Annotated in this window: 24 protein-coding genes; 16 read left to right on the top strand and 8 right to left on the bottom strand. The window is 71.4% G+C overall.

Features of this window, described 5'->3' with window-relative positions:
- Positions 1–124: 124 nt before the first annotated feature.
- A complete protein-coding gene (locus tag ACSMXX_RS20490; protein WP_473180158.1) occupies positions 125–1,693 on the top strand; it encodes a type III PLP-dependent enzyme domain-containing protein in 1,569 nt (522 codons plus the stop codon).
- 64 nt (positions 1,694–1,757) lie between these two features.
- Here the strand turns inward: ACSMXX_RS20490 and ACSMXX_RS20485 are convergent, their stop codons facing one another.
- Positions 1,758–2,711 (bottom strand): LysR family transcriptional regulator, encoded by a 954-nt coding sequence (locus ACSMXX_RS20485; protein WP_473180157.1) that lies wholly within the window; start codon positions 2,709–2,711, stop codon positions 1,758–1,760.
- A 165-nt stretch (positions 2,712–2,876) separates the two neighbouring features.
- On the opposite strand from ACSMXX_RS20485, the gene ACSMXX_RS20480 reads away from it, so the two are divergent.
- Positions 2,877–3,113 carry a hypothetical protein gene (locus tag ACSMXX_RS20480; protein ID WP_473180156.1) on the top strand — a complete coding sequence of 79 codons (237 nt, stop codon included), beginning with the start codon at positions 2,877–2,879 and terminating at the stop codon, positions 3,111–3,113.
- A gap of 86 nt (positions 3,114–3,199) precedes the next feature.
- Here the strand turns inward: ACSMXX_RS20480 and ACSMXX_RS20475 are convergent, their stop codons facing one another.
- Complete coding sequence (locus tag ACSMXX_RS20475; RefSeq protein ID WP_473180155.1) at positions 3,200–4,369, bottom strand: 5-methyltetrahydropteroyltriglutamate--homocysteine S-methyltransferase; 1,170 nt, start codon at positions 4,367–4,369, stop codon at positions 3,200–3,202.
- A 259-nt stretch (positions 4,370–4,628) separates the two neighbouring features.
- Between ACSMXX_RS20475 and ACSMXX_RS20470 the strand changes: the two genes are divergently transcribed.
- The 3 genes from ACSMXX_RS20470 to ACSMXX_RS20460 all read left to right on the top strand — a co-directional run bounded on the left by ACSMXX_RS20470 (position 4,629) and on the right by ACSMXX_RS20460 (position 7,241).
- Positions 4,629–6,008, top strand: coding sequence for an APC family permease (locus ACSMXX_RS20470; protein WP_473180154.1), 1,380 nt, complete (start codon positions 4,629–4,631; stop codon positions 6,006–6,008).
- 74 nt (positions 6,009–6,082) lie between these two features.
- Positions 6,083–6,457 carry a VOC family protein gene (locus tag ACSMXX_RS20465; protein ID WP_473180153.1) on the top strand — a complete coding sequence of 125 codons (375 nt, stop codon included), beginning with the start codon at positions 6,083–6,085 and terminating at the stop codon, positions 6,455–6,457.
- A 46-nt stretch (positions 6,458–6,503) separates the two neighbouring features.
- Positions 6,504–7,241, top strand: coding sequence for a maleylpyruvate isomerase family mycothiol-dependent enzyme (locus tag ACSMXX_RS20460; protein WP_473180152.1), 738 nt, complete (start codon positions 6,504–6,506; stop codon positions 7,239–7,241).
- 541 nt (positions 7,242–7,782) lie between these two features.
- Here the strand turns inward: ACSMXX_RS20460 and ACSMXX_RS20455 are convergent.
- The gene (locus ACSMXX_RS20455; RefSeq protein WP_473180151.1) at positions 7,783–8,634 is read right to left on the bottom strand and encodes a MurR/RpiR family transcriptional regulator; all 852 of its coding nucleotides are present in this window, start codon (positions 8,632–8,634) and stop codon (positions 7,783–7,785) included.
- A 121-nt stretch (positions 8,635–8,755) separates the two neighbouring features.
- Positions 8,756–10,276, bottom strand: a complete 1,521-nt coding sequence (locus tag ACSMXX_RS20450) for an aromatic amino acid ammonia-lyase (RefSeq protein WP_473180150.1) — start codon at positions 10,274–10,276, stop codon at positions 8,756–8,758.
- Between the two features lie 161 nt (positions 10,277–10,437).
- On the opposite strand from ACSMXX_RS20450, the gene ACSMXX_RS20445 reads away from it, so the two are divergent.
- The 6 genes from ACSMXX_RS20445 to ACSMXX_RS20420 are packed head-to-tail and all read left to right on the top strand — an operon-like array spanning position 10,438 to position 16,072.
- Positions 10,438–11,679, top strand: a complete 1,242-nt coding sequence (locus ACSMXX_RS20445) for an ABC transporter ATP-binding protein (RefSeq protein WP_473180149.1) — start codon at positions 10,438–10,440, stop codon at positions 11,677–11,679.
- A 41-nt stretch (positions 11,680–11,720) separates the two neighbouring features.
- On the top strand, positions 11,721–12,410 hold the full coding sequence (locus ACSMXX_RS20440) for an ABC transporter permease (protein WP_473184880.1): 690 nt from the start codon (positions 11,721–11,723) through the stop codon (positions 12,408–12,410).
- Between the two features lie 2 nt (positions 12,411–12,412).
- The gene (locus tag ACSMXX_RS20435; protein WP_473180148.1) at positions 12,413–13,084 is read left to right on the top strand and encodes an ABC transporter permease; all 672 of its coding nucleotides are present in this window, start codon (positions 12,413–12,415) and stop codon (positions 13,082–13,084) included.
- 28 nt (positions 13,085–13,112) lie between these two features.
- Positions 13,113–14,066 (top strand): ABC transporter substrate-binding protein, encoded by a 954-nt coding sequence (locus ACSMXX_RS20430; RefSeq protein WP_473180147.1) that lies wholly within the window; start codon positions 13,113–13,115, stop codon positions 14,064–14,066.
- A 34-nt stretch (positions 14,067–14,100) separates the two neighbouring features.
- Positions 14,101–15,621: a purine-cytosine permease family protein gene (locus ACSMXX_RS20425; protein WP_473180146.1), complete on the top strand. Its 1,521-nt coding sequence runs from the start codon at positions 14,101–14,103 to the stop codon at positions 15,619–15,621.
- Between the two features lie 10 nt (positions 15,622–15,631).
- Complete coding sequence (locus ACSMXX_RS20420) at positions 15,632–16,072, top strand: hypothetical protein (RefSeq protein ID WP_473180145.1); 441 nt, start codon at positions 15,632–15,634, stop codon at positions 16,070–16,072.
- A gap of 410 nt (positions 16,073–16,482) precedes the next feature.
- Here ACSMXX_RS20420 and ACSMXX_RS20415 read toward each other — a convergent pair whose 3' ends face one another.
- On the bottom strand, positions 16,483–17,874 hold the full coding sequence (locus tag ACSMXX_RS20415; RefSeq protein ID WP_473180144.1) for a cystathionine beta-synthase: 1,392 nt from the start codon (positions 17,872–17,874) through the stop codon (positions 16,483–16,485).
- Positions 17,875–18,271: 397 nt separating this feature from the next.
- Between ACSMXX_RS20415 and ACSMXX_RS20410 the strand changes: the two genes are divergently transcribed.
- The 3 genes from ACSMXX_RS20410 (at position 18,272) to ACSMXX_RS20400 (ending at position 22,394) form a co-directional block, all read left to right on the top strand.
- Positions 18,272–19,300, top strand: a complete 1,029-nt coding sequence (locus ACSMXX_RS20410; RefSeq protein ID WP_473180143.1) for an SGNH/GDSL hydrolase family protein — start codon at positions 18,272–18,274, stop codon at positions 19,298–19,300.
- Between the two features lie 739 nt (positions 19,301–20,039).
- On the top strand, positions 20,040–21,260 hold the full coding sequence (locus ACSMXX_RS20405) for an acetyl-CoA C-acetyltransferase (protein WP_473180142.1): 1,221 nt from the start codon (positions 20,040–20,042) through the stop codon (positions 21,258–21,260).
- 240 nt (positions 21,261–21,500) lie between these two features.
- Positions 21,501–22,394: a hypothetical protein gene (locus tag ACSMXX_RS20400; RefSeq protein WP_473180141.1), complete on the top strand. Its 894-nt coding sequence runs from the start codon at positions 21,501–21,503 to the stop codon at positions 22,392–22,394.
- Here the strand turns inward: ACSMXX_RS20400 and ACSMXX_RS20395 are convergent.
- Entirely contained in the window at positions 22,378–22,716 is a 339-nt protein-coding gene (locus tag ACSMXX_RS20395; protein WP_473180140.1) for a hypothetical protein, read from the bottom strand. The genes ACSMXX_RS20400 and ACSMXX_RS20395 overlap by 17 nt on opposite strands.
- 98 nt (positions 22,717–22,814) lie before the next feature.
- On the opposite strand from ACSMXX_RS20395, the gene ACSMXX_RS20390 reads away from it, so the two are divergent.
- Positions 22,815–23,042, top strand: a complete 228-nt coding sequence (locus tag ACSMXX_RS20390; protein WP_473184879.1) for a DUF4287 domain-containing protein — start codon at positions 22,815–22,817, stop codon at positions 23,040–23,042.
- Between the two features lie 103 nt (positions 23,043–23,145).
- Here ACSMXX_RS20390 and ACSMXX_RS20385 read toward each other — a convergent pair whose 3' ends face one another.
- Together ACSMXX_RS20385 and ACSMXX_RS20380 are read right to left on the bottom strand one after the other, a co-directional pair.
- On the bottom strand, positions 23,146–24,003 hold the full coding sequence (locus tag ACSMXX_RS20385) for a Bax inhibitor-1/YccA family protein (RefSeq protein ID WP_473180139.1): 858 nt from the start codon (positions 24,001–24,003) through the stop codon (positions 23,146–23,148).
- Between the two features lie 266 nt (positions 24,004–24,269).
- Positions 24,270–24,515, bottom strand: coding sequence for a hypothetical protein (locus tag ACSMXX_RS20380; protein WP_473180138.1), 246 nt, complete (start codon positions 24,513–24,515; stop codon positions 24,270–24,272).
- Between the two features lie 25 nt (positions 24,516–24,540).
- Between ACSMXX_RS20380 and ACSMXX_RS20375 the strand changes: the two genes are divergently transcribed.
- Complete coding sequence (locus ACSMXX_RS20375; RefSeq protein WP_473180137.1) at positions 24,541–25,056, top strand: DUF6153 family protein; 516 nt, start codon at positions 24,541–24,543, stop codon at positions 25,054–25,056.
- The last annotated feature ends 50 nt before the right edge of the window (positions 25,057–25,106 follow it).

Genomic DNA, 25,106 nt, shown 5'->3' with positions numbered 1-25,106 from the left:
CTGCTGTGTGCTGTCCCGGCTCCCCCGACGTCAATTATTCACACACTCTACGGAGTGAATAGACCTAGTCAACATCGCGAGTGGTCCAGACCCCTGCCGGACGCGGACGTGTTTCGCTTGTCGTATGCACGACTCAAGCAGCAGCCCCGCCACCACCGCCTTCGCAGCCTCCGCGGGCTCCTCGAGCTCCTCGGGCTCCTCGGAGTTCGAGGGCTCCCCGGACGCCGCGGCTTCCAGGACACCGGAGTCCGCGGCGGCCTCCAGGACCTCCGCCGCCTCCGCCGCCTCCCCGGCCTCCGCCGAGGCGGCCGCGCTCGCCGCACGCCGCGATCTGGCCGTACGCGCCGCCGTCGAGCAGGGCCTGGTCACCGAGGACCGGCATCCGATCGCCGCGCTGCTCGACGTCCAGGCGATACGGGAGGCGGCCGGCGCCCTCCGTGCCGCCTTCGACGGCGTGAGCGCCCTCGGCCAGAGCGTCCAGCACACCTTCGCCGTCAAGGCCGCCTCGCTCGTGCCCGTCCTGCGCCTGCTCGCGGACGAGGGCATCGGTGCCGAGGTCGCCAGCCCCGGCGAGCTGGCCCTCGCCCGGGCGGCCGGGGTGCCGGCCGGGCAGACGGTTCTGGACTCCCCCGCCAAGACAACCAGCGAGCTGCGCGAGGCCCTCGTCCTCGGCATCGCCCTCAACGCCGACAACCCGGAGGAGCTCGCCCGTCTCGACGGGCTGATCACGCCCGGCGAGCCCGCGCCCTCGCCGCTGGGTCTCCGCGTCAACCCGCAGATCGGCGAGGGCGCCATCGGCGCCATGAGCACCGCCACCGCGACCTCGAAGTTCGGCGTCGCACTCCACGACCCGGGGGCCCGTGAATGGGTCGTACGGGCGTACCGGGAACGCCCCTGGCTGACCCGGCTCCACTCGCACGTGGGCTCGCAGGGCATGCCGCTGGAGCTGATGGCGGAGGGCGCGCGGGCCACGTACGAACTCGCCGAGGAGATCAACGCGGCCGTCGGCCGGCGCCAGATCGACACCCTCGATCTGGGAGGCGGCCTCCCGGTCAACTTCGGCAGCGACGAGGTCACGCCCTCCTTCGACGAGTACGCGCGGCTGCTCGCCGCCACCGTGCCCGGGCTCTTCGACGGGCGGTACGGCATCGTCACCGAGTTCGGGCGCGCGCTGCTGGCCAAGGCGGGCACGGTCCTCGCCCGCGTGGAGTACGCGAAGTCGGCGGGCGGGCGGCCCATCGCGGTCACCCACGCGGGCGCACAGATCGCGGTGCGTACGGTCTTCACGCCGGAGGCCTGGCCGCTGCGGGTCGCCGCGTACGACGCGGCCGGCGAACCCAAGCACGGCGACGAGGCCGCTCAGGACATCGCCGGGCCGTGCTGCTTCGCGGGCGACCTGGTGGCCCGCGACCGGCTCCTGCCGCGCCTGGACGAGGGCGACCACGTGGGCCTCCTGGACACGGGCGCCTACTACTTCTCCAACCCGTTCGGCTACAACTCCCTGCCGTGGCCGGGGATTTACGGCTTCACGGTGTCCGGGTCCGGGTCCGGGCCGGCGCCCCGGTCCGCCTCCGGCGGCGCGGGTACGGCGAACGCCGGGGTGCGCTTCGTGCCCGTACGGGAGCCGCAGTCGCTCGCGGACATCGTCGAGGGCTCGGGCGGGGCGCACAGGGACGCGCTGCGGGACGTGTGAGCCCTCGCCGGGGCGCCGCCACCGGGGTCGGGCCGCGCCAGGGGCCCCGTCACGGGAGCGTCCCTCACCCTGCCGGTTCGGCCCCGGCGCCGACCGTGGACAGGCCCTGCTTCGCGGCCAGTTCGCCGAGCAGACCGAGGGCGGCGGCGACGGCGGGATGACCGTCGCTGCCGCACCGGACGACGCTCAGAAAGCGCCTGGACGGCACGTGCCGTCCCGTCAGCGGCGTACGCACGAGGTCGAGGTGCGGGGGCAGTTGAGCCAGGCGCGGCACGAGCGCGACACCCAGTCCCTGGGAGACGAGGGCGGCGACGAGGCTCCACTCGCGCGCCTCGTGCGCCACGTCCGGTGTGAACCCGGCGCTGCGGCAGGCGGCCAGCACGAGATGGCGCGCGGAGCAGCCGCTGAAGGGCATGCCGAGGATCCAGGGCTCGGCGGCGAGCTCCTCCAGTGCGGGTCCGGGCTCCCCGGCACGGGGGTGGTCCGCGGTGGTGAGCAGGTCGAACGGGTCGTCCAGAAGGGGCCGCTGGTCGAAGCGCCGGTCGCCCAGCGGAGGGTTCTCCGGCAGCGCCTCCACCACCGCGAGGTCCGTGTCGCCGGAGAACAACAGGTCGAAGCAGTCGAGCGGTTCGGCCTCCCGCACCCTTACGGTCAGTTCGGGCCAGCTCTGCTGGAGCTGCACCGCCAGGGGCGCCAGCAGCGCGGAAGCGGCGGTCGGGAAGGCGGCCGTGCGCAGCACGCCGCTCGGCTCGCCGTCGGCGGTGGCGCGCAGGTCGGCCTCCGTGCGCTGCCACAGCTCCTCGATGGCGTCGGCGTTCCTGAGCAGAGCGTGGGCGGCCTCCGTCAGCCGCACCCGCCGCCCCTGCGGCTGAAGCAGCACCACGCCCAGCTCCTTGCCGAGCTGGCGCACCTGCTGGGAGACGGCCGACGGGGTCAGATGCACGGCCCCGGCCGCCGCGGTGACGGTGCCGTACTCCGCGATCGCCCTGAGCACTGTGAGACGCCGCAAATCAATCATGTACCTGTTGTACACGGTTCAGTGAAGAAATCGAACCTGGACCTGCACGATCCACTCCCGGCAGGCTGTCTGGTGCGAAGGCGTTCACCGGTGCCGGGCGCGCCCCGCCCCGAGGCGGTCCACGCCGACGGTGACGTGATGCCCGGCGAGCGAGGAGGCTCACGAGTGTCCGAGTGCCCCTACTGCGGCTGGCCCGACGACGAGCCCGTCCGGGACCTGTCCCAGCACCCGACAGGCGAGGGAGTCCTCGTCTGGACGCGGTGCGCCTGCGGCTCCCTCCAGTCCAGGCTGCTCACCTCCGGCACCCTCAAGATCGTGACGAGGGGCAAGCCGGCGGCGTCCGCTCCGGAGGCGAGCCGCCTACGGGAGGCCCGGTGCGGGGTTCCGCCAGAGGCGGGCTGATCCGCGGTACGGGCCCGGCACGGTGCGGGGCCCGTACGGGGGGCGGCGGGGCCTCCGGGGCGGCCGTCCCGGAGGCCCCGCCGGTGTCAGACTCCGCCCCACACCTCTTCCGCCGTCTCGACGATCAGCCTCAGCTTCGCCAACTGGTCGTCGATCGTGAGGTTGTTGCCCTCCAGGGTGGAGGAGAAGCCGCACTGCGGCGACAGGCAGAGCTGGTCGATGTCGACGTAGCGGGACGCCTCCTCGATGCGGCGCTTGAGCGCGTCCTTGCTCTCCAGCTCGGGCCGCTTGCTTGTCACGAGCCCGAGCACGACCTGCTTGCCCTTCGGTACGAAGCGCAGCGGTTCGAAGCCGCCCGAGCGTTCGTCGTCGAACTCCAGGAAGAAGCCGTCGACGTCCAGTCCGCCGAAGAGCGCCTCGGCGACGAAGTCGTAGCCGCCCGAAGCCACCCACGACGAGGCGAAGTTGCCCCGGCACATGTGCGTGGTGACCCGCAGGTCGCCCGGGCGGTCCGCCAGCGCGCGGTTGATGTTGGCGATGTACGTCTCGTGCTGGTGCTCGGGGTCGCCGCCGATCTCGGCGACGTGACGGCGCTGTTCGGGGTCGTTGAGGTAGGCGAGGCTGGTGTCGTCGAGCTGGAGGTAGCGGCAGCCCAGGTCGTATACGCCGCGCACCTGGGCCGCGTACGCGTCGGTGAGGTCCGTCCAGAAGGACTCCATGTCCGGGTAGACGGTCTCGTCGATCGAGGCGCGTCCGCCCCGGTAGTGGACCATGCTGGGCGACGGGATGGTCAGCTTCGGGGTCGTACCCTCCGCGACGGCGTCACGGAGGAAGGCGAAGTGGTCGGCGAAGATCGTCCGTTCCAGCCGCACCCGCTCGTCGACGTGTGCCGAGGGCGGCGCCCACTCGATGTCGCCGTCCGCGTTGTGGAACTTCACCCGCAGGTTGCCGTCCTGGACCTTGTTGATCCCGCCGAGCGAGTAGATGAAGTCCATGTGCCAGGACTGCCGCCGGAATTCGCCGTCCGTCGCACCCCGCAGCCCGGCCTCCCGCTGCAGCCGCACCACCTCACGGATCGCCTCGTCCTCGGCGGCGCGCAGCTCGGAGGCGTCGATCCGCCCTGCGCCGTGGTCCTCGCGTGCGCTCTTGAGGGCGGCGGGCCGCAGCAGGCTGCCCACGTGGTCGGCGCGGAACGGCGGCAGCGTCCGCGCGCCGCTCGTGGCCGCGGTCGTGGGCGTCGTCGGCTCTGACGTCATGGGGTGTCCCTTCTCCCGGTGGAGAACTCACCCTGCTCCGGAGTGGTCCATTCCTCAACCAGGTGTTCCGGTGTCCGGAAGTCCGGTCCGCACTCGCCCCGACCGGGACTGTCGGGCCCTTCGCCGGCCGGGCAGCCGCCCGCGATGAGCGCGCGGTGCCAACTGACCGCGAGCCGGGGGTCCCTGAGGGAAAACGGCCGCATGAACGTACGGAACCGATCGGAGCCTGGATGCCCGCGGCGGTGGGAAACTACAGCGCATGCCCGATTCTCACGAAGCCCCTGACGCCAAGAGCCCCGCCCCCGGCGCGTCCGCGGAGGACACGCCTCTGGTCCGGGCCATCGGCCCCAAACTGCTGATCCTCTTCATCGTCGGCGACATCCTCGGCACCGGCATCTACGCCACCACCGGGAAGGTCGCGGGCAAGGTCGGTGGCGCGCTGTGGCTGCCGTTCGCCATCGGCTTCGTGGTGGCGCTGCTGACGGCGGCCTCGTACGCGGAACTCGTCGGCAAGTATCCGCGGGCCGCCGGTGCCGCGCTCTACACCCAGCGGGCGTTCAAGGTGCCCTTCCTGACCTTCATCGTGGCGTTCATGGTGATGTGCTCGGGGCTGTCGTCGGCGAGCGCGGCGGCCCTCGCCTTCTCCGGCGACTATCTGAGCGTGCTCGTGGACGCACCGCCCACGCTCATCGCGATCCTCTTCGTCCTCGCGCTGGCCGCGCTCAATCTGCGCGGCGTCTCGGAGTCGGTGAAGACGAACGTCGTGCTCACGCTCGTCGAGCTGACCGGCCTGCTGATCATCATCGCGATCGGCGTGTTCGCCGTGTTCGCGGGCGAGGGCGACCCGGGCCGTCTCGGGGACATCCACACATCGGGCGACACCGGATACGCGGTGCTGACGGGCGTCATGGGCGCGACCGCGCTCGGCTTCTTCGCGTTCGTCGGCTTCGAGGACTCGGTCAACATGGCGGAGGAGACGGTCGATCCCGCCCGCAACTTCCCCCGTGCCCTGTTCATCGGCGTGGCCGTCACCGGCACGATCTACGTGCTGGTGGCGCTGGTCTCCTCACTGCTGGTGGACTTCCGGGTGCTGGAGAAGTCCAGCGGGCCGCTGCTGGAGGTGGTCGAGGCGGGCGGTGTGAGCTTCCCGCCCGAACTCTTCGCCGTCATCGCCCTGTTCGCCGTCAGCAACTCCGCGCTCATCAACATCATGATGGCGTCGCGTCTTTGCTACGGCATGGCCAACGAGGGCATCCTGCCCGCCGCCATGGGCCGTGTGCTGCCCGCACGGCGCACCCCGGTCGCGGGCATCGTCTTCGTCTCCCTGCTCGCCGTCGCGCTCGTCTCGACGGGCGAGATCGAAGGGCTCGGCGACACGACGTCGTTCCTGCTGCTGTGCGTCTTCGCGGTCGTCAACGTGGCCGTCCTGGTGCTGCGCAAGGACCGCGTCGAGCACCGCCACTTCCGCACCCCGACCGCCCTGCCCGTCGTCGGCACGCTCGCCACGGGCCTGCTGGCCAGCCCGCTCGCCGACCGCGCTGCGGACGTGTACGTACGGGCGGGGCTGCTCGTCGCGCTCGGCATCGTGCTGTGGGCCGTGAACAGGGCGTTTCTGGGAATCGCCGCCCGGCGCCGATGAGTTCGCGCCGTCCCGCCGGTCGGTACGGGTGAGAGAAGAGGGAAGCACACCCGACCCCACGGGAGGCACAGTCCATGGCTGCGAACATCCTCGACGTCAGCGGCATCGTCCTCGGCAGCACCGACCCCGGCAGGCTCGCGGCCTGGTACCGGGCGGCGCTGGAACCGCTCGGCGCCCACTGGGAGGAGCATCTGCTCAAGATCGCGGACGGGATGTACGTGGGCTTCGACGAGCGCGACGACGTCGCCGAGCAGGCCGCCGAGCCGGGGCGCCGCCTCGTCAACTTCACCGTGCGCGACATCAGGGCGGCCGAGCAGCACCTGGACGGCCTGGGAGTGCGCTGGGTGCGTCCCGTGGAGCGGACCGACTTCGGCGCCTGGTTCTCCACCGTCGAGGACCCGGACGGCAACTACGTCCAGTTCATCCAGATGCCCGACGGGCAGGGCTGAAGAGGACACGGGACGGCGGCGGCCGGGAGAGGCAGGCGGGAGGGCGATGGATGACGGCACGCCGAACGCCGGCGCCGCGTTGCTGGAGCGGGCACTCGGGTATGCGCTGTGCGCCGTACGGCCTGTGACGCCGGAGGCGCTGGGCCGCCCCACGCCGTGCGGCCGCTGGGATCTGCGGGCACTGCTGTGGCACACCGACGACTCGCTCGCGGCGCTCTGCGAGGGGATCGAAGACGGGTACGTCTCGCTGGGCCCGGCGGTCCCGGACCTGGGAGGTGAGCAGAGCGGCGCGGACGGCGGTGAGCGCGGCGGTGAGCGCGGCGGTTCATACGGCGGTTCCTGCGGCGGGACTCACGGCGGCTCGGACGACCCCGCCACGGCCTTCCGTACCCGGGCGTCACGGCTGATGGGCGCATGGGCGGCCTCCGACAGCCCCGCCGACCGGCTCGTGGCCGTACACGACCTGCCGCTGACGGCCGCGGCCCTCGCCCATACGGGAGCGCTGGAGATCGCCGTGCACGGTTGGGACATCGCGCAGGCCACCGGTCTGCCACGGCCCGTACCGGCGGCGCTCGCCACCGCACTGATGCGTACGGCCAGGCAGCTGGTGCCACGGGCCGCGGCGCGGCATCCGCTCTTCGGGCCGCCGCTCACCGTCCCCGCGGAGGCCGATCCGAGCGACCGTCTCGTGGCGTTCCTGGGACGCGATCCGTACGGGAGGTGGCGCGGCGGACGGGACGGCGGCGGACGGGGCGGCGCGGAGGGCCGCACCGCCCCCGCGTAGCGCTCCGCCAGTCCGGCGGCCGGACGACAATGCGGCGCCCCTTGGTGCTGTGACCGGAAAGGTCCACCGGCTCGCGACGCCCGGCGCGGTACCTCGGCCCCCTGGCCTTCGGCCGGGAGGTGCCCCAGCGTTGTGGGAGTCGCCCGAGTACTCCCGCCCCTGGCTTCGCATGGGGAACCCCAGCCCTTCGAGGCATGGGGGACCCCAGTACGAGGACGGTCCTCCGCCTCGCGATGCGTCCCCTCGGCCCTTACGGGCCTGGGGAGACCCCATGCACCGAACGCCGCGGGCTTCCCGGCAATCCTTCCCGGCCACAGCACCAGCCTTGCGGCCCGGGCAGGCTCCCTGCGGCCCGTCGGCCATGCTGCCGACCCTCAAGCGAGCAGCTGCGCGGCCGCTGGCCGCAGCGGAAGGACCGCCGCGGCGGCGAGCACCCACCACGGCGGGAGTCCGGCGGCACGACGACTGCCGCGACCCGCTCGTTCGGCCCACCCGCCGGGGACGGCCCACCTCACTCCAAGCTGCGTCACTCCAAGCTGTGTCACTCCAAGAAGAGGCCGCGCTCGGCCGCCCGCGCGTCGAACTCCTCCAGCCTCGACTGCGCCTCCGGCAGCCCGTCGCACATCGCCTCCAGCAGCACCCGCCCCAGCAGCATCGGCGCACACGCGGTGTCGAAGACGAGCCCCGTGCCGACGGCCGCCGGAAGCAGCAGGTCCTCGGGGTGTGCGACGGGCGCGAAGGCGCTGTCGGCGACGGTGACGATCCGCAGCCCCGCACCCCGCGCATGGTCCAGCGTCTCGGCGACTTCCTTCGGGTGACGCGGCAGCGCGAAGCACAGCAGCACGTCCGCGCCCGCCCGTACACACCCGTCGACGCGGTCGGCCAGCATGCTGCCGCCCTCGTCCAGCAACCGCACGTCGGGGTGGACCTTGGACGCGAAGTAGGCGAAGCCGCGCGCCTGCGCCGAGGCCGCGCGCAGCCCCAGCACCGGCAGGGTGGGACTCGCCGCGAGCAGACGGGCCGCACGCTCCACGGGAGCGGGGTCGGCGAGCAGCGCGGCAAGGTGCCGCAGGTTGTCGATCTCGGCGTGCACGGCCTGCTGGTAGGCGTTGTACGGATCGGGCTCGGCGTCCCCCGTGCCCGCGGCCGTCCCCGCGTCCGGCGCCGATTCGCGCAGGTGCCGGCGGAGCGCCGGGTAGCCGTCGAACCCGAGGGCGACGGCGAAGCGTGTGACGGACGGCTGGCTCACGCCCGCCAGATCGGCCAGCTCGACGCTGGAGAGGAAGGGCGCGTCGCCGGCCTGCCGCACCATGCAGTGCGCGATCCGGCGCTGGGTCGGCGTGAGCCTGTGCCCCTCGAAGAGCTTCAGCAGCCGCGCGCTCGCGCTGCTCATCCCGTCCTCCTGCGTTCGGTCGGTCGGCGGTCGGGCCGCGGGAATGCGGCCGCGCCGTGTGGCCACGGAAATGCGGCCGGGCCGTGTGGCCGCGGAACCCGACCGCGGAACCGGGCCGCGTTCACAGCGCGGAGAGCCGGTCGAGCAGACCGACGGCCACGTCTACATCATCGGACAGCGGGCGGTCGCCCATCTCGGGATCCAGGTCCGACGCCGCAAGTTCGTAGGCCCGGCCGACCGGAAGTGCGGGATCCGGGACGGTACCGCGCTGACGCAACGCACGTATGGCCGCGACGAGTTCACAGGCCAGCACCTGCCGGTGGTACTCGGGCATCCGCAGCGCGTGCCGGGCCGCCAGGGAAGCGAAGCTGGCCACTTCCTCCACCCCGCGGGAGAGCACCGCGTGGCCGAGTGAGGCCGGCTGAGCCAGCGAGGTCAGCTCGGCGAGCGCGGCGCCCGCCGCGTACTCGAGGATCATCACCCCCGAACTGGCCGGCGTGTCCTCACTGAGGAAGGGACGCAGCCCGGTGATGCCCGGCTCCACGAGTGAGACGAGCCGCGCGGTGGACAGGCGGGCGGTCTGCAGCACGGCGAGACGGAGGCCGTCGAGCGCGGCGGCGGCATGCGCGGCGTAGAAGCTGCCGTGGTGCAGCGCGCCGTACACGCCCTGGGCGTCGGCGCTGATCAGGGGGTTCTCGGCAGCGGCGTTCAGATCGACGCCGAGCACACCCGCCAGAGTGTCGGCCGAGTCCAGTGCCGGCCCGTGTATCTGCGGCACGCACCGGAATCCGTAGGGATCCTGGATGCGCCCGCTGGGCGGTCCGGGCCGGGCGGGCGCGCCGAGCAGCGCGCGCATCCGGGCGGCGGCGGTGACGGAACCGGGGTGCGGGCGCTCCCTGTGCACGGGTTCGGCGTACGCCTCGTAGGAGCCGCCGACCGCGAGGAGGGAGAGGGCTGCCACGGCGAGGGAGGCGTTCTGCAGCCTGCCCAACTCCTCGAGGGCGAGGGCGGACTGGCCGAGGGTGAGTGCGTTGCTGCTGATGAAGGCGAGCGCGTCGTTGCCGTCCAGGACGACCGTCTGCGGCGCCGGACCGCCGGTCCACGGCTGCTCGCCGAGCAGGGCGAGTCCCGTCTGGGCGAGGGCGGCGAGGTCTCCGGTGCCGACGGCGCCGTGCTCCCGTACGACGGGGTGCGCGCCGCTGCGTACCGCCTCCAGGAGCGCGAGCACGATACGCGGATTGAGTCCGGCCCCTCCGGCGAGCAGCTGGTTCGCGCGGACGGCGAGCATGGCCCGCACCTCGCGTGCGGGGATGGGACTGCCGACGGCACCGGCGTGGCTGCGCAGCAGCCGCAGTCCGTGGCCCTCGGCGGTGGCGTCCACATCGACGTCTCCGTCGGCGCGTACGGCGGCGCGCACGGGGTCGGTGCGGTTGGCGCCGACGCCGGTGTTGCGGCCGTAGACCCGTCCGGCGAGGGCGAGTTCGCGGGCGGCGTGCCAGGAGCCCTCGACTCGGGTGAGCGCTTCGGGGCTGGGTTCACCGAGCTCGGCGGAACCGCGGGCCAACTGGACGACAGCCGTCGTATTCAGCGTCCGGCCGTCCGGGACCACTCTCCGCGGAGTGTCCACGATATGAGACGACATTCGCGTCAACCTCCTCCCACCATGGCTTCCTGCCCGGTCACCGCTGGTTCACATTCCGCATGGCGGGCGTTGGTCACGCGCATTTCACACCCGGCCCCTTGACATCTATTCACGCCACTACGACTGTGCATGACTATATGCAGTCGGGCAAGGGACTCCGGATGATCAGCTTCGAGGCAGTCAGCAAGCACTATCCCAACGGCACCACCGCCGTGGACGACCTCACACTCGAACTCCCGGAAGGCGGCCTCACGGTCCTGGTCGGATCGTCCGGCTGCGGCAAGACCACCACGCTGCGCATGATCAACCGGATGGTCGATCCGAGCGCCGGCACGGTCCGGGTGGCCGGGCGCGACGTACGCGAATCGGACGCCGCCGAGCTGCGCAGGAACATCGGCTATGTGATCCAGCAGTCCGGTCTCTTCCCGCACCGGACCGTCCTCGACAACATCGCCACCGTTCCGCTGCTGCTGGGCTGGGGCCGCCGGAAGGCCCGCAGCCGAGCGGCCGAACTGCTGGAACGGGTGGGCCTGGACAGCGGATCCGGCGACCGCTACCCGCATCAGCTCTCGGGCGGTCAACAGCAGCGCGTCGGTGTGGCACGGGCGCTCGCCGCCGACCCGCCGGTGCTGCTGATGGACGAGCCGTTCGGCGCGGTCGACCCGGTCGTACGGACCCAGCTGCAGGACGAACTGCTGCGGCTGCAGCGCGACTTGCGCAAGACCGTCGTCTTCGTAACCCACGACATCGACGAGGCCGTGCGGCTCGGCGACCGCATAGCCGTCTTCCGTACGGGCGGCCGGCTCGTGCAGTGCGCACCCCCCGCCCGACTGCTGACCCGGCCCGCTGACGACTTCGTCGCCGGGTTCCTGGGCGCCGAGCGCGGGCTCAAGCTGCTCTCGCTCACCACCCTCGGCGAAGCGGGTGTGCCGCACGAGCCCGTCACCCCCGTCCGCACGGACGAACCGGTCGCGGACATACGCGGGGGCGGAGACGGTGCGGGGCACGGAGGCGACGAGGGGGACTGGCGTGTGACGGTCACCCCGGACGGAGCGCCGGTCGGCTGGCTCGACGCCGGGGCCCTGCCCGCCGGCGGCACCGCCGGCGACGCGGAGCTGCTGCCCCTGCGGCCACTGCGCGACGAGGATTCACTGCTCGCCGCACTCGACGAATCCGTCAGCTCGCCCGCGAGGGCTGTCGCCCGTGTGGACGGCGACGGGGTGCTCTCCGGCGTGACAGGGCAAGCCGCGCTGCACGAGCGTGCCGCCGTGCATCACACCGCGGCGGCGAAGGCGGCGACGGCCGAACCGGGCGAGGACGGCGAACCGGGCGCCGGCGGCGACCGGGCCGGCCAGAAGGTCACGGACGGCGGAAGCGTCCGTACCGCTGAGGCGGCCTCGTGACGGCGGTCGACTGGGGCTGGTTCCCCGAACACATCGGCGACATGACGGCGCTCACCCTCGACCACCTCTCCATAGCCGTGCCCGCCGTGCTGTGCGGGCTGGTGATCGCGCTACCCCTGGCGGTCGTCGCCCACCGGGTGCGCGGGCTGCGCGGACTGATCCTCGGCGCGTCCAACGTCCTGTTCACGATCCCCTCTCTGGCCTTCTTCATCCTTCTGCTCCCCGTCACCGGCCTCACCCGCAGCACCGCGATCACCGGCCTGACCATCTACACGCTGGTCGTCCTGATCCGTAACTCGGTCGAGGGTCTGGACAGCGTCCCCGCCCACGCCCGCGAGGCGTCCATCGCCATGGGCTCACGGCCGCTGCGCACGCTCCTCACCGTGGAGCTGCCACTGGCCTTCCCGGTGATCATGGCCGGGGTGCGGGTGGCCACCGTGATGACCATCTCCCTGGTGAGCGTGGCCAGTTACATCGGCTACGGCGGACTCGGCCAGCTCTTCACGGACGGCTTCCAGCGCAGCTACACCACCCCCGTGATCGCCGGTGTGCTGCTGACCCTGCTGCTCGCGCTGGTCGCGGACGGCCTCCTCGTCGCCGTTCAGTATCTGTGCACGCCCTGGGCCCGGCACCGTACGAGGACCACTCGTACGAAGACGACCCGTACGACCACCGCCCGCACGACGTCGACCCGTACGACGACCGCCCGCACGCAGGGCAAGGGGGTTTGACCATGCTTCAGCTCCTCGCCGACCTCGCGCGCTGGCTGACCAGTCCGGCCCAGTGGGGAGGATCAGGCGGCATCGCCGTACGGCTGCTCGAACACCTCCAGTACTCACTGCTGGCCACCCTCGCCGGCGCCGTGCTCGCCCTCCCCCTCGGCCTGCTCATCGGACACACACGCCGCTTCGCGTTCCTCGCCATCAACCTCGCCGGCTTCGGACGTGCGCTGCCCACCGTCGGCCTGGTCACCCTGGTCTTCCTGGCGGGCGGACTGAGCATGTGGCCCGTCTACGTGGCGCTGATCGCCCTCGCCGTCCCCGTCGTCGTCACCAACACGTACGCGGGCATGACGGCCGTCGACCCGGACGTCACGGACGCCGCCCGGGGCGTGGGCATGACGGGCCCGCAGGTGCTGTTCAAGGTCGAACTCCCCCTCGCGCTGCCGCTGGTGATGACCGGGCTGCGACTGGCCATGATCCAGGTCGTCTCCACGGCGACCATCGCCGCGTACGTCAGCTTCGGCGGGCTCGGCCGCTACATCTTCGACGGGCTCGCCCAGCGTGACCTCGTCCAGGTGCTCGGCGGGGCGGTCCTCGTCGCCGTCGTCGCCGTGCTGCTCGACCTGGCGATGGCAGGTCTGCAGCGCTCGCTCTTCCGCAACCGGCCCGCCGACGCACGCTGACTCCCCCGCCCGACCCTACGGAGAAGCCATGTCCAGCATTCCCAGCCCACGCCGCCGGACCGTACTGTCAGGGCTCCTCGCCGCGGCCGCAGTTCCCGCCGTCGCGTCCTGCTCCAGCGGCATCACCTCGCTCAAGGGCAGCGGTTCAGGCGGCTCGGGTGCCGCCGACAGCGGGGCCGGACTCGTCGTCGGCACCGCCAACTTCACCGAGAACCAGATACTCGGCTACCTGTACGCCGAAGCCCTGCGCGGTGCCGGCGTGAAGGCCACCGTCAAGCCGAGCCTCGGCTCCCGCGAGGTCGTCGTTCCCGCCCTGGAGGGCGGAGACATCGACCTGCTCCCCGAGTATCAGGGCAATCTGCTGCTGCACTTCGACAAGAAGGCCGAGGAGACCGAGGCCGGCGAGTTGCAGAACGCCCTCGCCGCCGAGCTCCCCGCATCGCTGGAGGCACTGCCGTACGCGGCGGCAGAGGACAAGGACGTCTTCGCCGTCACTCGCGAAACCGCCGAGAAGCACGGCCTCAAGAGCTACGCCGACCTGCGGAAGGCCGACGGCGAGCTGGTCTTCGGCGGTCCGGCCGAGGACAAGACCAGAGTGGTGGGTCTCGTCGGCTTCCGTGAGCGTTACGACGTCACCTTCAAGGAGTTCAAGGCGCTCGACGCCTCGGGTCCGCTGGTGAAGGGAGCCCTCAAGAAGGGCGACGTCGACGTCGCGAACCTCTTCAGCACCGACCCCGACATCCGCAGGAACGGCTGGGTGGCGCTGAGCGACCCGCTGCACATGGTGCCCGCCCAGCACGTCGTCCCGGTGGTGCGCAGCGCCGTCGCCGACGCCCCCGTACGCAAGGCCCTGGCACGGCTCGGCACCGTGCTGACGACGAGTGAGCTGAGCAAGCTCAACAGGATGGTCGACGTGGACCGCAAGGACCCCGACGACGTCGCCGCGGACTGGGCCGCGGAGCACGGCCTCACCGAGAAGTGACGCAGCGCCGCAAGAGACCGGAAGGACGAGCACGATGACCGCAACCCGCGCCGAATCCCTCGTGGAGCGCCGCTCGATCGACGTCGTACCCGACGGCGAACGGCACGGCAGCGCCTTCAGCCAGTTCACGCTCTGGCTGGGCGCCAACCTCCAGATCACCGCCGTCATCACCGGTGCACTGGCCGTCGTCTTCGGAGCGAATGCCTTCTGGGCCGTGACCGGGCTGGCGCTCGGCAACCTGCTGGGCGGCGCCGTGATGGCACTCCACTCCGCCCAGGGGCCGCGGCTCGGCCTGCCCCAAATGATCTCCTCCCGGGCGCAGTTCGGCGTACGGGGCGCGATCGTGCCGCTGGCGCTGGTCATCGTGATGTACATCGGGTTCTTCGCGAGCGGCAGCGTGCTCGCCGGGCAGGCGGTGGGCGAACTCACCAGGCTCGGCGAGACGCCCGGCATCGTCGTCTTCGCCGTCGTCACCGGCATCGGAGCCGCCGTCGGCTACCGCCTCATCCACGTCCTGGGCCGGTTCGCCTCGGTGATCTGCGCTCTCGCCTTCGTGTACCTCGGCTTCCGTCTCCTGCAACGCGCCGATCTGGGCGCCCTGCTGGCCGACCGCGCCTTCGAACTGCCCGTGTTCCTCCTCGCCGTGGCGCTCGCCGCGTCCTGGCAGCTGGCCTACGGCCCGTACGTCGCGGACTACTCGCGCTATCTGCCCCGTTCGACCTCCGGCTGCGCCACCTTCTGGTGGACCCTCGCCGGCACCGGGATCGGCTCGCAGTGGTCGATGACGTTCGGCGCGCTTGCCGCGGCGGCCGCGGGCGGAAGCTTCACCGGCCACGAGGTCGAGTACATCGTCGGGCTGGGCGGCGCCGGGATCATCGCCTCCGCGCTCTACTTCGTCATCGCGCTCGGCAAGCTGACGATCAACGTGCTGAACACCTACGGCGGTTTCATGTCGATGGTCACGAGCGTCAGCGGCTTCCGCGGACAGGCCGTGCTCTCACAGCGCGCCCGTGCCGCCTATATCGGCGCGATCATGGTGGCCGGCACGGCGCTCGCACTGCTCGGCAAGGACAGCTTCCTCACCTCGTTCAAGGACTTCCTGCTCTTCCTGCTGACCGCCTTCACGCCCTGGTCCGCCATCAATCTCGTCGACTACTACCTGATCGCGAAGGAGCGCTACGACCTGCCCGCGTTCAGCGATCCGGCGGGCCGTTACGGCTCCTGGCGGTGGCGGGCCCTGACGGTGTACGGGGTCGGGCTGTTCGCCCAATTCCCCTTCCTGGCAACGCACTTCTACACCGGTCCCCTCGTGGGGCCGCTGGGCGGCGCCGACATCTCCTGGATCGTCGGGCTGGCCGTTCCCGCGGTGGCGTACTGGCTGCTCGCACGGCACGACATCGCTCACATCCCGGACCGTACGATCCTCGGCGACGGGACGGCCGAAGGGGACGCCGACGTGGACGCCGGCACCGCGGGCGACACCGGTGGCGGTGGGGCGCAGCCACCTGCGGACACGGGGGCTAGCACCACTGCACGGAGCGGCCCGCGCGCGTAGCGTGCCGCGCATGGACGCCCGTGACCCCGAGCTGACGCGAGAACTCAACGCGACGCTGCAGACCCGCAGGGAACTCGGCCAGGAGTACGAGGAAGAGCTCATCGCCTCCTTCCTGGAGAAGTTCGACCAACGGCTGGAGACCGTCGTGGACAAGCAGATGCGCCGCCAGATGGCAGAGCAGCAGATGGTCGTGGCCCGCGGCAGTGCGCGACCGCAGGCCGGTGGCGGCTCGCCGTCGTATCCGGAGGGCATGGGGGCCCGGCTCCTGGCGCTCGCCTCGCTGGTGCTCGCCGTGCCGCTCTCCGCGATCGCCGCCGTCAACACGGGGCTGGCCGGGCTGCTGGTGTGCTGGGGCGGGATCGTGGCGGTCAACGCCGTACATGCGAAGCGGAATCTGTTCCCGTTCGGCCGGGAGCGGGCGGCGCCTCGGAAGGACGGCGACTGGGAGTAGGGAGGGCGTCCCTGCCGTCCGGATTCAAGTCCAGGACCGGGGACGGTGGGACCGGGGAACCGGACTCGGCCCGGGCCAGACACCGTGCACACGGTTAAGGGGGGTGCGCGGCACGAGCCGGGCCCGGGGCCGGGCCCGGCGGTCACCCGGGCGAGGCCCCTGCGGCGGGGGGCCGCCGCACCCCGGTGCGTACACCGGGGCGGGACGAACGGCGACCCCCCGCGGGGGATACACGCCGGTCAGGACCGGTCGCGTCCCGGCGTCCACGGATCCGGGAGCCGCTCCGGAGTTCCTCGACGCCGACACACACCACTGTGCTGTACGTGTGTCAACCACACGTTTCGGCGCGGTGACACTCTCCCGCCGCTTCACCGCTCACCGGCCGCCCTCGCGTCACGGGGCCGCAAACATCACTTCTTGACGCCGCTCGCCAGATACGCCAGCAGGTCCTGCCTGCTGACCACCCCGACGGGCTTGCCCTCCGCCAACACCACCGCCGCGTCGGCGAGTTCGAGCACCGGCATCAGGTCGGCGACCGACTCGCCGGAGCCCACGTGCGGCAGCGGCTCGCTCATGTGCTTCTCCAGACGGTCGCCCAGCGACGCGCGCTGCGTGAACAGCGCGTCCAGCAGCTCCCGTTCGACGACGGACCCGACGACCTCCGCGGCCATCACATCCGGATGCCCGGCACCGGGCTTGACCACCGGCATCTGTGAGACGCCGTACTCGCGCAGCACCTCGATCGCCTCCCCGACCGTCTCCTCGGGGTGCATGTGCACGAGCGAGGGGATCGGGCCCTCCTTGTGGCGCAGCACGTCCCCGACGCGTACGTCGGTCGCCTCGCCCTCCTCCAGGAAGCCGTAGTCGTTCATCCACTCGTCGTTGAAGATCTTGCTGAGGTAGCCCCGGCCGCCGTCCGGCAGCAGTACGACGACCACCGCGTCCTCGGGCAGCTTCCTCGCGACCTCCAGGGCGCCCACCACGGCCATGCCGCACGAACCGCCCACCAGCAGGCCCTCCTCCTTGGCGAGACGGCGGGTCATCTGGAAGGAGTCCTTGTCGGAGACCGGAACGATCTCGTCCGCCACACCGCGGTCGTAGGCGTCCGGCCAAAAGTCCTCGCCCACGCCCTCCACGAGATAGGGGCGCCCGGAGCCGCCGCTGTAGACCGAACCCTCGGGGTCGGCACCGACGATCCGTACCGCGCCCTCGCTGATCTCCTTGAGATAGCGGCCCGTTCCGGAAATGGTGCCGCCGGTGCCGATGCCCGCGACGAAGTGGGTGATCCGGCCTTCCGTCTGCTCCCACAGCTCGGGTCCGGTGGTCTCGTAGTGCGAGCGCGGGTTGTTGGGGTTGCTGTACTGGTCGGGCTTCCAGGCGTCCGGGGTCTCACGCACGAGCCGGTCCGAGACGTTGTAGTACGAGTCGGGGTGGTCCGGGTCGACTGCCGTCGGGCAGACGACGACCTCGGCGCCGTAGGCCCGCAGCACATTGATCTTGTCCGTCGACACCTTGTCCGGGCAGACGAACAGGCAGCGGTAACCCTTCTGCTGGGCGACGATGGCCAGCCCGACTCCGGTGTTGCCGGAGGTGGGCTCGACGATGGTGCCGCCCGGGCGGAGTTCGCCGGACGCCTCCGCCGCCTCGATCATCCGCAGCGCGATCCTGTCCTTGACCGAACCGCCGGGATTGAAGTATTCGACCTTTGCGAGAACCGTGGCACGGATACCCTCCGTAACACTGTTCAGCTTGATCAGCGGGGTGTTGCCGACAAGGTCGATCATGGACTCGTGATACTGCAACGTGGTCTCCGCGCGTCCGTGGGCAGCGTCGTTGCATGCCCTTACCGTCACGATATTGCGCAACACGCGCACACCGGAGGGCCGTTGCGAAGGTTGCAGAGCGGTCCCCACGGGGCAACACAGTGTTAAGGGCGCTCAGCCCGCACGTCACACGACGCGCACCGAGCGCTCACACCGACTACCCAACCACGGTGCCTCTTCATGCACCCAGGCACCATCCACCGGGCACCGCCCGGCGGTGACCGAGGGAGGATCCGCGGCACGGCCACGGTGACACACGCCCCGGGCCACGCACACCGGAAGACCCAGCACACCCACCACATCCACCACATCCAGCACAGCCGACAGCCGGCAGAGCCGGCACTCACGAACCATCTGCGGGAGGCGGACCAGAAACATGCCGATGTCGAAGGCGGCGAGCGCAAGAGTGGCACGGCGGATCGCGACCGCGGCCGCGTACGGCGGGGGTGGCCTCAGCCTGCTCGGCGGCGCCGCGGTCGGACTGCTCTTCACCGAGGCCCAGCTCGCCAAGCGCAGGATCGGCGGCTCGGACGACGAACCCCCCAAGGCCGACGGGATCTACGGCGCCGACTTCACAGGACAGCACCCGGGGCGTCCCGTGCGGCTCGGTTTCCTGGGCGACTCGACCGCCGCCGGCCAGGGCGTGCACCTTCCCCGCCAGACCCCTGGTGCGCTGCTTGCCTCCGCGCTCGCAGCCGTAGCCGAACGCCCGGTGGAACTGCGCAACGTGGCTCTGCCCGGCGCCCAGTCCGACGACCTGGAGCGCCAGGTCACACTGCTGCTCAGCGAGCGGGACCTCGACCTCGCGCCGGACGTCTGCATCGTCATGATCGGCGCCAACGACGTCACCCACCGCATGCCGCCCTCCCGTGCCGTCCGGCTCCTCTCGGACGCGGTGGCGCGGCTGCGTACCGCGGGATGCGAAGTGGTCGTCGGCACCTGCCCCGACCTGGGTTCCATCGAGCCCGTCGGGCAGCCGCTGCGGTGGGTCGCCCGGCGTCTCAGCCGTCAGCTCGCCGCGGCGCAGACGATCGCCGTCGTCGAGGAGGGCGCGCGTACGGTCTCGCTCGGCGACCTGCTCGGCCCGGAGTTCGCGGCGCACCCCCGCGAACTGTTCGGGCCGGACAACTACCACCCCTCGGCGGAGGGTTACGCGACGGCGGCGATGGCGATCCTGCCGACGCTGTGCGCGTCGCTGGGCCTGTGGCCGACGGAGGACGAGCGGCCCGACGCGGCACGGCGCGAGAGCATCCTGCCGGTGGCGCGGGCGGCGGCGGAGGCGGTCGCCGAGGGCGGCACGGAGGTCGCGGGCGTCCGCGGGCCGTGGGCTCTGCTCAAGCACCGCCGGCGGCGCCGGCTGCCGCCTGCGGAGGAGATCGAGGCGGCGCGCTCCGAGGCGCGTTAGCCCTGCCGGGCGGGGCTGCCGGGTTTCTTCCGGTTCGCCCGACAGGCGCCGCCTGCGGCGTGCCGGGGCGCTTCCGGTGTGTTCGTGGTGCCGGGGGCGTGCCGCTCCGGCGGCGGCTCCGGGAAGGCATGATTTTCCTCCCTGCGCCGTTACGGGCCTTCGTTCTGCCTTCCATGTGCCGGTCCGCAAATCCTGCTTGAGTTTCCCGGAACCACCGCCTCCGCGTCCCACCCCCTCCCGCCGGTCCGGCAGCTCTCCCATCGTGGCCATTACCAACCAGCAGGCCGCTGCCATGCGGGCCTGCCGACATGTACACGTGCCTTCGGCCCCAAGTACCCCCAACAAGGGGCCTGTTGGACTCCTGGCCACTGGGCCCCGACGGGGGAGGGAGGGGCCACCGGCGGAAAGCCGCCCACGCACGGGAGGGGGCGGGACGCGCAGGGAGACACGTCCGGACACTCAAGCGTGATTTGCGGACCGGCACATGGAAGGCAGAACGAAGGCCCGTACCAGTGCAGGGAGGGAAATCATGCCGTCCGGACTGGCTCCCGGAGCGGCACGCACCCGGCACCACGAACACACCGAAGGCGCACACCGGCAACCCCGCAAAGCAAGCGCTTAGAAAAGAGAGTCCCGCATCACACCGTGCGCCCCGTGACCCCGGCGCTACGGGGAGGTAGCTTCCGCCAGGGAACTCCGCTTCCCGCCAGGGAACCCCGCCGAGCCTCTTGGAGCCGTGATGCCCGAAGCAGTGATCGTCTCTGCCGCCCGCTCGCCCATCGGACGCGCCTTCAAGGGGTCGCTGAAAGACGTACGGCCGGACGACCTGACCGCCCAGATCGTGAAGGCCGCCCTCGACAAGGTGCCGGAGCTGGACCCCTCGCAGATCGACGATCTGATGCTCGGCTGCGGTCTGCCGGGCGGCGAGCAGGGCCACAACCTCGGCCGCGTCGTAGCCGTGCAGATGGGCATGGACCACCTGCCGGGCTGCACGATCACCCGTTACTGCTCCTCGTCGCTGCAGACGACCCGCATGGCGATGCACGCCATCAAGGCCGGCGAGGGCGACGTGTTCATCTCGGCGGGCGTGGAGACCGTCTCCCGTTCGGTGAACGGCAGTTCGGACGGGATGCCCGGCACGCACAACCCGCTCTTCGCAGACGCCGAGGCCCGTACCGAAGAGCGCGCCGAGCAGGGCGGCTCCGGTTGGGAGGACCCGCGTGAGAGCGGGCAGGTCCCCGACGTCTACATGGCCATGGGCCAGACCGCGGAGAACCTGGCCCGCCACAAGGGCATCACGCGCAGGGACATGGACGAGTTCGGCGTGCGCTCCCAGAACCTCGCGGAGAAGGCGATCGCCGACGGCTTCTGGGAGCGGGAGATCACGCCCGTGGCCACCCCTGAGGGAGGAACCGTCTCCCAGGACGACGGCCCCCGTGCCGGTGTGACCCTGGAGGGCGTCGAGGGGCTCAAGCCCGTCTTCCGCCCCGACGGGTTCGTGACCGCGGGCAACTGCTGTCCGCTCAACGACGGTGCCGCCGCGCTGGTCGTCATGTCCGACACCAAGGCGCGGGAGCTGGGTCTCACGCCGCTCGCCCGCATCGTCTCCACTGGAGTCTCCGGCCTCTCCCCCGAGATCATGGGGTACGGCCCGGTCGAGGCCAGCAAGCAGGCGCTGGCACGTGCGGGAATGGGCATCGGGGACATCGATCTGGTCGAGATCAACGAGGCGTTCGCCGCGCAGGTCATCCCCTCCTACCGGGACCTCGGCATCGACCTCGGCAAGCTCAACGTCAACGGCGGCGCGATCGCCGTCGGCCACCCCTTCGGCATGACGGGCGCGCGCATCACCACGACGCTGATCAACTCCCTGCGCTGGCACGACAAGCAGTTCGGTCTGGAGACCATGTGCGTGGGCGGCGGCCAGGGCATGGCCATGGTGCTGGAACGCCTCAGCTGATCAACCGGCGTGCCGGGGATGTGATTTATCCCCCTGGGACGGTGCGTTTCTCCTGCTCACGACGGACGGGACGATGGAGGTATCAGTTCACCTCTGTCCTATTCACGGCGTTTGGGACTACGGTCTTCCCCTCGGGCTGCTCCCCACGCTTCGCTGAGGGCCCAGGGGAGGCCCCGTCCCCTCGGGCTCCGCCCTGGGGAGGCCCCATTCGGGGATCCGAACGGAACCAGGAGTACGTCAGTGAGCGCCATATCTCTGCTGCTGCTCGCGACCGCGGTGACCGCCGCCGCGGTCGGGGGCGCCGCCCTGCATTCGGCGCGCGGCCTGCGCCGGCGCCTCGACGAGTGCGCGCAGGGCGCCCACGACGCCAGGGTGCCCCGGGCGCGTTCCGCCGAGGAGCTCCGGAGCATCGTCGTCGAGGCGATCGCCGAGGAGCGCGAGCGGGAGCTGGCCGAGGCCCGTGCCGTGTGGACGGAGCAGGAGTCGGGCGCGGGCGGCCCGGACGAGACCGCGACGCTGGGCGGACGCGGCACGGAGTACGAGATCGCTCCCGTCCTCGACGCCCTGCTGAGGGGCCGCGTCGACGAGGACGTCCTGAGGAGCCTGCGCGAGCTTCGCGACCGGGACATGCCCCAGCCGGGCATCTTCGTGCCCCGGCAGGTGGAACGCGACCTGGAGCCCGCGGAGCCGGCCGAGCCGCCCGTGAAGGACGACGCTCAGGAACAGCCCGGTGTGGCAGCCGCCCGCCGCCGTCACCCTTCGGAGCCGGACTTCACGCTCCGCGGCGAACCGGCCGTGCCGGCGCAGACGCCTCTGCGCGCCAGGAGCGCCGCCGGTCATGAGCAGACGGTGGGACGCCTGGAGGAGCTGGCGCAGGCCCGTACACCGCTCTCGGACGTGCGTCAGGGCCCGCTGGGGACGCTGGACGTCTATCTCTTCCAGGACGGCACGACCGTGTGCCTCTCCCCCGGTCACCGCGAGACGGCCGAGGCCCTGTGCGCGGCGCTGCGCGAAGGTGACGTCCCGGTGCTGATGGGGGGCTCGACGGTCTCCGGTGCGTACGCGCTCACCTTCGCCTACGGCGAGGGCCGCACCGCCTATCTGCTGGCGGACCGGGTCATCGCTTCCCGGTAGCGGCGGCCGCGATACGGACCGTGGCGAGCTGTACGAGGCCGACGGCGTCGGCCAGTTCATGATCGGCGTCAACTTCGCGGAGAATTTCCGCCAGATCGTGTGCGGCCACGAGCAGCTGATCCCCTACGGCGAAAACGCCCACGTCCGGAAGCTCCCGCGGCGTGCGTCCCGGGGACTCCAGACGCTGCGCCCGAACCGCCAACTCCCGGGCCAGAGCCAGTCCTTCGGCCGCCGCGCCCCTGCGCAGACCGCTCTCCGGAAGGGTCCGCAGACGGTCCGCCGCGGGCTGCACCGCGGAGATCAAAGGGGCTGTATCGAGCACCACGCAAGCGTATGCGCCCCCCACGGACTGTTGCCAACGCCCCGGCACTCAGGCACCTTGGCGGGAAGGACTCAATGAGGCAGCATCCGGAGGCGCCGATGTCCCAGATCTTCTCCGAAGAGACCCACCGGAACATGCTCACCCGCATCCCTCAATGCACAGGCCGTGAAGTATCCGACTGGCTGCGAACTGTCGACGAAGGCCCTTCCCTCTTCCGCTTCGAGGAGAAGGTGAGCTGGCTTCGCGGCGAGCACAACCTCGCCTACGGGCACGCGAAAGCGATCATCCACGAGTACGACCTGCGGCGCGCTGCGCGCCATCGGTAGCCGCCCCCTCCACGACTTCTTGGATTTCCCGGACTCTTCCGAGCGCGTACATGCGAAGGGCCCGTGAGGCGTTCACCGCCTCACGGGCCCTTCGTCGCGTCCGTCAGTCGTTGCCTTGAAGGATCGCGATCAGGCGCAGGAACTCCAGGTAGATCCACACCAGGGTCAGGGTCAGGCCGAACGCGGCCAGCCAGGACTCCTCGCGGGGAGCACCGTAGGAGATGCCGTCCTCGACCTGCTTGAAGTCGAGCGCCAGGAAGAGCGCACCGATCAGGATGCCGACGATCCCGAAGATGACGCCCATCGTGCCGCTGCGGAAGCCGAGGCCGTCGCCGCCGCCGAAGACGGCGAACAGCAGGTTCACCATCATCAGCAGGACGAAGCCGATGGCCGCGGCCATGGCGAAGGCGTAGAAGCGCCTGGTGACCCGGATGATGCGGGTCTTGTACATCACCAGCACCGCGGTGAAGACCGCCATGGTGCCCAGCACGGCCTGCATGGCCGCGCCCTCCGCGATGTAGCTGTCGACGAAATTGCTGATGGCGCCCAGGAAGAGGCCTTCCAGGGCTGCGTACGTCAGGATCAGCGCGGGCATGGCCTTGCGCTTGAAGGCCTGGACGAGCGCCAGCACCATCGCCACGAGGCCGGCACCGATGGCCAGCGGAAGCGCCAGATCGATGATCCAGGCCACGGCCGCCATGACGACGACGAGGCCGACCGTCATGCCGGTGCGGGCGACGACGTCGTCCATCGTCATCCGGCCGGTCTGCGGCGGTGCCGCCGGCGGCGCACCATAGGGCTGGCCCACGGCCTGCGTCTGCTGCTGGGCGTAGGGGTTGTTCGCGTAAGGGCTGTTCGCGTACGGGTTCCCGGCCTGCGGCTGCTGACCGGCGTCGAAACCGGCATTGCCGCCTGAGCGGCTGAACCCCCGTCGCGAGAAGACCGGGTTGCTGCTCCTCATCTCACTCCTCCATGGCCGCACGGCACGGCACTAGCCTTCAGAGTAATGCGTTAGCAAAACCAGCACGCTACTCCAGAGTCAAGAACGAAGAAAAGCGGGTCCTGGTTCCGTCTTGGTTCCGTTCTTGTACCGCCACGAGGCGTCTTCCACACCGCCGTTCCGGGCTCGGACGGACAAGCGGCGGGCGGGCGGCGCGCGTGCGGCGGACGGACCGCCGCACGCGGGTGGGCGGCCGAGCGTGTGGGTGCCGGGGGCAGTGAGCAGTGTCAGCAGGGCGAGGCCGGCGACCGTCCAGGCCACGTGGTGCCGATGTGCCCGGACTGGAGGCGGCGCAGCGGCCCGAGCAGCCGCTCTGTGACGCCGTACGGGTGCCGCCGTACGCCCAGCAGGGCGACGCCGACGCCGAGCGCGGTCGGCTCCCGGGGGCGCAGTCGCCGGCTCGGCCGCCCGGCCGGGGCGGTCCGCTCGCGGCCGCCGGCTGCGCGCATCGGCCACAACTTCGCCTGCGTCACGGGGCGCAGCCGTACGATGGCGCCCGTGATCAGCGATCGTCCCGCGGTGTCCCCCGCACATGCTCTCCGGAGGCGTGCCCCTGGGTTGCCGCTGCTGGTCATGGCTGTGCTGTGCGGGCTGCTCGCGATGCACGGCCTGGGGGCGACGCCCCCGCGCGAGGGACACCCGCACCGGGCGATGCAGCACTCGGCGGCGACGGCCGCCGCCGATGACCACGGAGGCGCCCACGCCGACGGGTCCCCGCGGCACGGTCACAACTCCCCTCCCGCGCCGGGGAGTCAGCGCACCAAGCGCACTCAGGACACTCAGCCCCCTCAGCACGCGGACGCCTGTGAGTGCGGCGGCACCGGCGGCCATGTGTCGCACGCCGACGCGACGTGTTCGGCGAGCGGAACCAGCGGCGCCCCCTCCATGGACGGCCCGGCCGCGAGTACGTCCTCCGGCCCACAGCCCGTCAGCGGCCTCACGGGGTGCTGGTCGCGCACCGGCGGGGAACGGGCACCGCCCTCGCTGCACCAACTTCAACTCCTGCGCATATAGGGGCGCCTCACGGCGGGGGCCACCTGGCCTGGCCGCCGTGTCCGGCGCAT

It is taken from the genome of Streptomyces sp. DSM 116795 (assembly GCF_055792905.1).
This window is presented reverse-complemented; position numbering and strand designations above follow the sequence as displayed.

Coding starts and splice junctions, on each gene's coding strand:
- ACSMXX_RS20490 (WP_473180158.1), top strand. CDS start 125: ATGCACGACTCAAGCAGCAGCCCCGCCACCACCGCCTTCGCAGCCTCC.
- ACSMXX_RS20485 (WP_473180157.1), bottom strand. CDS start 2,711: ATGATTGATTTGCGGCGTCTCACAGTGCTCAGGGCGATCGCGGAGTAC.
- ACSMXX_RS20475 (WP_473180155.1), bottom strand. CDS start 4,369: ATGACGTCAGAGCCGACGACGCCCACGACCGCGGCCACGAGCGGCGCG.
- ACSMXX_RS20470 (WP_473180154.1), top strand. CDS start 4,629: ATGCCCGATTCTCACGAAGCCCCTGACGCCAAGAGCCCCGCCCCCGGC.
- ACSMXX_RS20465 (WP_473180153.1), top strand. CDS start 6,083: ATGGCTGCGAACATCCTCGACGTCAGCGGCATCGTCCTCGGCAGCACC.
- ACSMXX_RS20460 (WP_473180152.1), top strand. CDS start 6,504: ATGGATGACGGCACGCCGAACGCCGGCGCCGCGTTGCTGGAGCGGGCA.
- ACSMXX_RS20455 (WP_473180151.1), bottom strand. CDS start 8,634: ATGAGCAGCGCGAGCGCGCGGCTGCTGAAGCTCTTCGAGGGGCACAGG.
- ACSMXX_RS20450 (WP_473180150.1), bottom strand. CDS start 10,276: ATGTCGTCTCATATCGTGGACACTCCGCGGAGAGTGGTCCCGGACGGC.
- ACSMXX_RS20445 (WP_473180149.1), top strand. CDS start 10,438: ATGATCAGCTTCGAGGCAGTCAGCAAGCACTATCCCAACGGCACCACC.
- ACSMXX_RS20440 (WP_473184880.1), top strand. CDS start 11,721: ATGACGGCGCTCACCCTCGACCACCTCTCCATAGCCGTGCCCGCCGTG.
- ACSMXX_RS20435 (WP_473180148.1), top strand. CDS start 12,413: ATGCTTCAGCTCCTCGCCGACCTCGCGCGCTGGCTGACCAGTCCGGCC.
- ACSMXX_RS20430 (WP_473180147.1), top strand. CDS start 13,113: ATGTCCAGCATTCCCAGCCCACGCCGCCGGACCGTACTGTCAGGGCTC.
- ACSMXX_RS20425 (WP_473180146.1), top strand. CDS start 14,101: ATGACCGCAACCCGCGCCGAATCCCTCGTGGAGCGCCGCTCGATCGAC.
- ACSMXX_RS20420 (WP_473180145.1), top strand. CDS start 15,632: ATGGACGCCCGTGACCCCGAGCTGACGCGAGAACTCAACGCGACGCTG.
- ACSMXX_RS20410 (WP_473180143.1), top strand. CDS start 18,272: ATGCCGATGTCGAAGGCGGCGAGCGCAAGAGTGGCACGGCGGATCGCG.
- ACSMXX_RS20405 (WP_473180142.1), top strand. CDS start 20,040: ATGCCCGAAGCAGTGATCGTCTCTGCCGCCCGCTCGCCCATCGGACGC.
- ACSMXX_RS20390 (WP_473184879.1), top strand. CDS start 22,815: ATGTCCCAGATCTTCTCCGAAGAGACCCACCGGAACATGCTCACCCGC.
- ACSMXX_RS20385 (WP_473180139.1), bottom strand. CDS start 24,003: ATGAGGAGCAGCAACCCGGTCTTCTCGCGACGGGGGTTCAGCCGCTCA.